The sequence below is a fragment of the Kluyvera sp. genome (assembly GCF_047971185.1).
Classification (GTDB): Bacteria; Pseudomonadota; Gammaproteobacteria; order Enterobacterales; family Enterobacteriaceae; genus Kluyvera.
This window is the reverse complement of the sequence record NZ_JBKDZH010000140.1, coordinates 1-7,210: the sequence shown is the minus strand read 5'-3', so window position 1 is coordinate 7,210 and position 7,210 is coordinate 1. Positions and strand designations below refer to the sequence as shown.

Here is a 7,210-nt window from a genome sequence, read left to right as displayed (position 1 = left end):
GGCTTAACGTTCTTCTTCAGAATACCGTGAAACTGGAAGGTCTGACGGTTGGTCAGACGAATGCTGCCGTAGATGGTGTTATCCGCGGCGAATTTATCGATCGCCTTCCACTGGGTGGTGGTGATCACCCCGCCCGGCAGACGGCAGCGCAACAGCATGGCGTGGCGCGGCTCCAGTTTCTGCTCGGCGCGTTCGGCGCGAATGTCGCGGTCATCCTGCTGGTACATGCCGTGAAAACGGATCAGCAGGAAGTTATCGCCGTGAAAGCCGCCGGTCAGGCCATCGTTGAGATCTTCCGCGATGGTGCCGCGCAGAAAGTTGCTCTCACGCTTCATGCGCTCGGCGTCAGTCAGTTTGCCTTCGACCACTAAAGGCCCTGGGTATTTTTCGCTCATTAGTAGACATCTCGCTGATAACGGCGCTCAACGCGCAGCTCACTTAAAAATTCATCCGCCGCTTCGATGTCCATTGCACCGAATTCAGCAATCACTTCCAGCAACGCCTGCTCAACGTCTTTCGCCATACGATTGGCGTCGCCGCAGACATAAATGTGGGCACCGTCATTGATCCAGCGCCACAGCTCCGCGCCCTGTTCGCGCAGTTTGTCTTGTACGTAGATTTTTTCTTTTTGATCGCGGGACCAGGCCATATCGATACGGCTCAGCACGCCTTCTTTTACGTAGCGCTGCCACTCAACCTGGTAGAGGAAGTCTTCGGTAAAGTGCGGGTTGCCGAAGAACAGCCAGTTTTTACCTTCCGCACCGTCGGCGGCGCGCTGCTGCATAAAGGCGCGGAACGGCGCGATACCGGTGCCTGGACCAATCATAATCACCGGCGTCTGCGGGTTAGCCGGCAGGCGGAAGTTGTCGTTGTGCTCGATAAACACGCGCACTTCGCCCTCTTCTTCCACACGGTCGGCGAGGAAGCTGGACGCGCCGCCCGCGCGGGCGCGGCCTTCAATGTCGTAACGCACGACGCCGACGGTCACGTGCACTTCACTTTCGACTTCCGCCTGTGCGGAGGCGATAGAGTACAGGCGCGGGGTCAGCGGACGCAGCAGGCCGATTAACGCGTCGGCATCAAGCTGCGCCGGGGAGAAGCGCACCATGTCGACGATAGGCGTGGTGGCCGCATACTGCTGCAGCTGGGCTTTATCGCCCACCAGCGGCAGCAGCGATTCACTGCGCGTCAGCGTGGCGTAGTTTTCCACGATATTGGCGGTGTTCACCGTCAGTTCGAATTGCCACTGCAGCGCTTCGGCCAGCGGCAGGGTTTCGCCGTTGACGGTGACGGATTCGTCGCCCTTCAGCCACAGCAGCTCAACCAGCTCTTTGACCAGCGCGGGGTCGTTCTGATACCAGACGCCCAGCGCGTCGCCCGGCTGATAGCGCAGGCCGGAATCGCCAAGGTCGATTTCGATATGGCGGACGTCTTTTTCTGAGTTACGGCCGGTAATTTTCTGGTTCACCGACAAGGACGCCGTCAGCGGCGCTTCTTTGGTGTACGGGCTGGAGTGAATCTCGTTCACCGCGCCGCCCGCTACGGCCTGCACCGATGGTGCCGCCGGTGCGCGCGCTTTCAGCACCTCGACCAGACGCGCGCGCCATTCGGCGGCAGCTGCCTGGTATTCGACGTCGGCATCGACGCGGTCGAGCAGGCGCTCACCGCCCAGCTCGGCCAGCTTGCTGTCAAAGTCTTTACCGGCCTGGCAGAAGAACTCATAGGAGGTATCGCCAAGGCCAAGCACCGCACAGGCGGTATCGGTCAGCTTCGGCGCTTTTTTCGAGAACAGGAACTTATGCAGCGCAACGGCTTCTTCCGGCGTTTCCCCTTCACCCTGCGTAGAGGTCACGATCACCAGCAGCTTTTCTGACGCGATTTGTTTGAATTTATAATCCCCGGCGTTCACCAGGTTCACGTTCAGTTTGGCGGCCAGCAGATCGTCACGCAGCGCTTCCGCCACGCGGCGGGCGTTGCCGGTTTGCGAGGCGGAGATCAGCGTAATGCTCGGCACTTCAGCGGCAACCGGCGCGGGCGTGAGCGCAGCCGAACCCGGCTGCTGATTAAGCACGCCCCAAAAATAGCCGGAAACCCAGGCTAGCTGGGTAGGAGTTAAATCGGTGGTGGCCGCCTGCAGGCGCGCCAGCTGCTCCGAATTAAGCGGGAGCAACGCTGAAGGGGGAGACTGTGTTGTCATGCGTCGTTATGTTCCAGTAGCAAAGCTGTTTCTAATCAGGAAAAACAAAACTGAATGTAAGGTTAACGACGTCGATAATAACAATTAAAGAAGGGATAGAAATATCAAATAACCAAATGGACTAACCTCTTTTCCTGGTAGTTAATAGCACTAAAACAGATTAAATAAGACATTGATATAAATGAAAAATATTTATCACATTCATCAATTCTTTAACCGTGCGTCTGTTTGGCCGTTTTAGTTAATGCAGAAAAATGTTCATTCGGGTACTATGCGGCGTTTTTTCCGCAATACTGAGAGTTCATGATGTCCACCACACTGTTTAAAGATTTCACCTTCGAAGCCGCCCACCACCTGCCGCATGTCCCGGAAGGGCATAAGTGCGGTCGCCTGCACGGCCACTCGTTTATGGTGCGTCTTGAGATTACCGGTGAAGTCGATCCCCATACCGGTTGGATCATGGATTTTGCCGAACTGAAAGCGGCATTCAAACCGACCTACGATCGTCTGGATCACTACTATCTGAACGATATTCCTGGCCTGGAAAACCCGACCAGCGAAGTGCTGTCCCGCTGGATCTGGGAACAGGTTAAACCGGTTGTGCCGCTGCTGAGCGCGGTAATGGTCAAAGAAACCTGCACCGCAGGCTGCATCTATCGCGGCGAGTAATTGCCGCCTGGCTCGGGAGCCCGCTCGCGGCTCCCCGCCTTCTTCTCTACACCGCCCTATCACATTCAAGTCTCTGATTTTTCATAATGCGGCACGCGGCCCGGAAAAATGACAAAGTTCTGTCACACTCATTGGGTTGGTTAATACATTGTGAGGATAAAGGGATGAAAAAAACGCTTCTCGCCGCAGCCATACCCGCATTGCTTTTTGTTTCCGCAGCCGCTCAGGCCGATACGCCGCCGGAAGGGTATCAGCTACAGCAGGTGCTGATGATGAGCCGCCATAACCTACGCGCGCCGCTGGCAACCAACGGCAGCGTACTGGAGCAGTCCACGCCGAATCAATGGCCCGAATGGGACGTTCCCGGCGGCCAGTTGACCACCAAAGGCGGGGTGCTCGAAGTGTATATGGGCCACTACATGCGCGAATGGCTGGCGCAGCAGGGTCTGGTGACTAGCGGTGAATGCCCGGCGCCGGAGACGGTTTACGCCTATGCCAATAGCCTGCAACGTACCGTCGCCACCGCGCAGTTCTTTATCAATGGCGCGTTCCCCGGCTGTGACGTCACCGTCCATCATCAGGAAAAAATGGGCACCATGGACCCGACGTTTAATCCGGTGATCACCGACGAATCAAGCGCTTTCCGTGACAAAGCAGTACAGGCCATGGAGAAAGAGCGCGGGGGGAAATCGCTTGATGAAAGCTACAAGCTGCTGTCGCAGATTGTGCGCTACCAGGACTCCCCTTCCTGCAAGGAGAAGCAGCAGTGTTCTCTGACGGAAGCCAAAGACAGCTTTAGCGCCAATTATCAGAAAGAGCCCGGCGTGAAAGGACCGCTGGCCATCGGTAACTCGCTGGTCGACGCCTTTACGCTGCAATATTATGAAGGGTTCCCGCTCGATCAGGTCGCGTGGGGCGAGATCAAAACCGATAAACAGTGGCAGTTGCTGTCACAGCTGAAAAACGGCTATCAGGACAGCCTGTTTACCTCGTCAGAAGTGGCGCGTAACGTCGCGAAACCGCTGGTGAAATATATCGATAACGCGCTGGTGACCGACGCGGCCAAAACGCCGAAAATCACCGTGCTGGTGGGGCATGATTCCAATATAGCCTCGCTGCTGACGGCGCTCGATTTCAACGCCTACACCCTGCCGGGGCAATATGAGCGCACGCCGATTGGCGGGAAAATTGTGTTCCAGCGCTGGCATGATACCAAAGATAACCGTGACCTGATGAAGATTGAGTATGTCTATCAAAGCGCGGAACAGCTGCGTAATACCGAGACGTTAACCCTGAAAACACCGCCGCAGCGGGTGACGCTGTCGCTGAAAGGCTGCCCGGTGGATGCCGACGGGTTCTGCCCAATGGACACGTTCTCTAAGGTGATGAACGAGGCGGCGAAGTAGCGGTTTGCCCCGGCGTCGGCTGCGCCTCGGCAGGGCTACATTCGCGGGTAGCCCGGCCGAGCGAAGCGACGCCGGGAACTCAATCAGGCAATATTCAGATACTTGTGCGTCTGCATCGACAGACGCCAGTTGCGCGCAATACAGGTTTCAATGCACAGGCGGGTGGCATCGTCTTTCTGGCTGATCGGCTGCAGCGCAATAATCCGCGGTTTGTCGTCGGAGAGCGTCTCCAGCAGTTCGTCCAGCGCTTCGATATCACGCACGCGGCCAACCGGGTGCTTGATTTCATCCGCACGCTCCAGCGCCTGAGACAGCACGTCGTAGCCGCCGCGCATGTTCACCTTCGGCGACACGGTCACCCAGGTATTAGGGGTGCAGCGCACTTCATGGGTGCCACTGGTTTCAATCTGGCAGCTAAAACCGTTTTGTTCGAGCAGTGCGGTCAGCGCGGTGAGATCGTGAATGCAGGGTTCACCGCCGGTGATCACCACATGGCGTGCGGTCCAGCCCTGTCGGCCAATAATCGCCAGCAGATCGTCACTGTTTGCCGCGCCCCATTTATCGCTCTCTTTGGTTTTCGCCAGGATACTGAACAGAGAAACTTCCCGATCCGCGAGCTTCTCCCAGGTATGTTTGGTGTCGCACCAGGCGCAGCCTACCGGGCATCCCTGTAAACGAATAAAAATGGCGGGGACGCCTGTAAAATAACCTTCACCCTGCAGGGTCTGGAACATCTCGTTAATCGGGTACTGCATCATCAACTCTTCAGTAGTGGTAAACCGTTATTATTGCATATTTCACGCCAACGATCCCTCGCACTTCTTGCGCTACCGCGCATCACTTTTTGTCCGGCCCTGTTGAGACCATTTTCTGTGATGCCTCTTACCCTTTTTATGAAAAATAACATTTTCATTACATCAATATTGGCCGCCATTCACTTTTTAACAGGTTGCTATGCTAATCAAATTGGTATGACACATTTTCATGAGTAATATCCGCCCCCGGCTACATATCATACCAATTATAAATTTTGACAAGGGAAAATGGATGAACGCGTTTGCTGAAGCCCTGCCGGTGATCTGGGTCGCCCTGGGCGTTGTACTGCTACTTATTCTCAATATGAAGTTTAAAATCAATGGGATGCTGGCGCTGCTGCTGGCAGCTATCTTTGTTGGCGTCTGTGAAGGGCTGCCGCTGGAGGCGATTGGCAAGTCTATCGAGGCGGGGGTCGGCAGCACGCTGGGCCACCTGGCGCTAATCATTCTGTTCGGCGCGATCCTCGGCAAGCTGATGGTCGATTCCGGCGCGGCACAGCGCGTTTCGTCTACGCTGCTGCAAAGTTTCGGGCCGAAAAAAGTGCAGTGGGCGATCATGGTGATCGGACTGATCTTTGGCCTGGCGATGTTCTACGAGGTCGCCTTCCTGATCCTCGCGCCGCTGGTGATCAGCATCGCCCGCGAGGCGAAGATTCCGTTCCTGAAGCTGGGTATCACCATGGTGGCCGCGGCGACCACCGCGCACAGCCTGTTCCCGCCACAGCCGGGCCCTACGGCGCTGGTCGCGGCCTTCCACGCGGATATGGGGATGGTTTACATCTACGGCATTATCGTCGCCATTCCGACGGTTATCTGTTCCGGTATTCTGCTGCCGAAGCTGCTGGGCAATCTGGACCGTCCGATTCCACAGCAGCTGGAGTCCCAGAAGGTCTTTCGCGATAACGAAATGCCGTCGTTCGCCACCAGCCTGCTGGTCCCACTGATCCCGGCGATTATCATCACAGGCGTCACCGTGATTAAGTTGTTTATCCCGGCAGGCGCCAGCATCGTTTCCTTCCTTAACTTTATTGGCAGCGCGCAGGTCAGCATGCTGATCGCCGTGCTGGTTGCCCTGTATGCATTCGGCACCGCGCGCGGTAAATCAATGACCGAGGTGATGAGCTCCTACTCCACCGCCATTGAGAAAGTGGCGCTGGTGGTGTTTATCATCGGCGCGGGCGGCGCGTTTAAGCAGATCATTATGGATACCGGCGTGGGCGACTACATAGCCGATATGATGCGCACGTCGTCAGTTTCGCCGCTAATCATGGCGTGGTTCATTACCGTACTGCTGCGTCTGGCCACCGGTGCCGGCACCGTTTCGGCGATCACCGCCGCCGGGATCGTCGGGCCAATGATCACCACCTTTAATGTGGACCCGGCGCTGATGGTGCTGGCGACGGCATCGGGCAGCAACACGCTGACCCACGTCAACGACGCGGCTTTCTGGCTGTTCAAAGAGTATTTTGGCCTGTCGATCAAAGATACGTTCAAGACCTGGGGATTGCTGGAGTTAACCAACTCCGTGGTGGGGCTGCTGATTGTTTTACTGCTGGATATGCTGATTTAACGCAGACGCTAAAAACAAAAAAACCGGGCATTGCTGCCCGGTTTTACTATTCAGATAAAGTCAGACTTATGCCTGGCCTTTGATCTCTTTACGACCGTTGTACGGAGCCTGTGCACCCAGCGCTTCTTCGATACGAATCAGCTGGTTGTACTTAGCAACGCGGTCAGAACGGCTCATAGAACCGGTTTTGATCTGGCCTGCAGCGGTACCAACAGCCAGGTCAGCGATGGTAGCGTCTTCAGTTTCGCCAGAACGGTGAGAGATGACAGCGGTGTAGCCAGCGTCTTTCGCCATTTTGATCGCAGCCAGAGTTTCGGTCAGAGAACCGATCTGGTTGAATGTGATCAGGATGGAGTTAACGATGCCTTGCTCGATGCCTTCTTTCAGGCTCTTGGTGTTAGTTACGAACAGATCGTCACCAACCAGCTGGATTTTGTCGCCCAGTACTTTAGTCTGGTATGCGAAACCGTCCCAGTCAGACTCGTCCAGACCATCTTCGATGGATACGATCGGGTACTGTGTGGTCAGTTCTTCCAGGAAGTGAGTGAATTCT

General features: G+C 55.9%; 5 protein-coding genes and 2 pseudogenes. 3 read left to right on the top strand and 4 right to left on the bottom strand.

Annotated features, from left to right (window positions below; all coding sequences use genetic code 11):
* Both ACK5JN_RS24025 and cysJ read right to left on the bottom strand, forming a co-directional pair.
* Nucleotides 1-395 (bottom strand): annotated as a pseudogene (locus ACK5JN_RS24025) (sulfite reductase subunit beta); the annotation flags it as partial.
* Nucleotides 395-2,197 carry an NADPH-dependent assimilatory sulfite reductase flavoprotein subunit gene (cysJ, locus tag ACK5JN_RS24020; protein WP_416872441.1) on the bottom strand — a complete coding sequence of 601 codons (1,803 nt, stop codon included), beginning with the start codon at nt 2,195-2,197 and terminating at the stop codon, nt 395-397. The gene cysJ and the pseudogene ACK5JN_RS24025, both read right to left, overlap by 1 nt.
* Nucleotides 2,198-2,500: 303 nt before the next feature.
* On the opposite strand from cysJ, the gene queD reads away from it, so the two are divergent.
* Nucleotides 2,501-2,866, top strand: a complete 366-nt coding sequence (gene queD / locus ACK5JN_RS24015) for a 6-carboxytetrahydropterin synthase QueD (RefSeq protein WP_234506856.1) — start codon at nt 2,501-2,503, stop codon at nt 2,864-2,866.
* A gap of 164 nt (nt 2,867-3,030) precedes the next feature.
* Nucleotides 3,031-4,272, top strand: a complete 1,242-nt coding sequence (gene agp, locus ACK5JN_RS24010) for a bifunctional glucose-1-phosphatase/inositol phosphatase (RefSeq protein ID WP_416872440.1) — start codon at nt 3,031-3,033, stop codon at nt 4,270-4,272.
* A gap of 83 nt (nt 4,273-4,355) precedes the next feature.
* Here agp and queE read toward each other — a convergent pair whose 3' ends face one another.
* Nucleotides 4,356-5,027, bottom strand: coding sequence for a 7-carboxy-7-deazaguanine synthase QueE (queE, locus tag ACK5JN_RS24005; RefSeq protein ID WP_416872442.1), 672 nt, complete (start codon nt 5,025-5,027; stop codon nt 4,356-4,358).
* Nucleotides 5,028-5,319: 292 nt separating this feature from the next.
* Between queE and ACK5JN_RS24000 the strand changes: the two genes are divergently transcribed.
* Nucleotides 5,320-6,657, top strand: a complete 1,338-nt coding sequence (locus tag ACK5JN_RS24000) for a gluconate:H+ symporter (protein ID WP_416872439.1) — start codon at nt 5,320-5,322, stop codon at nt 6,655-6,657.
* A 66-nt stretch (nt 6,658-6,723) separates the two neighbouring features.
* Here the strand turns inward: ACK5JN_RS24000 and eno are convergent.
* Nucleotides 6,724-7,210, bottom strand: a pseudogene (gene eno / locus ACK5JN_RS23995) (phosphopyruvate hydratase); the annotation flags it as partial.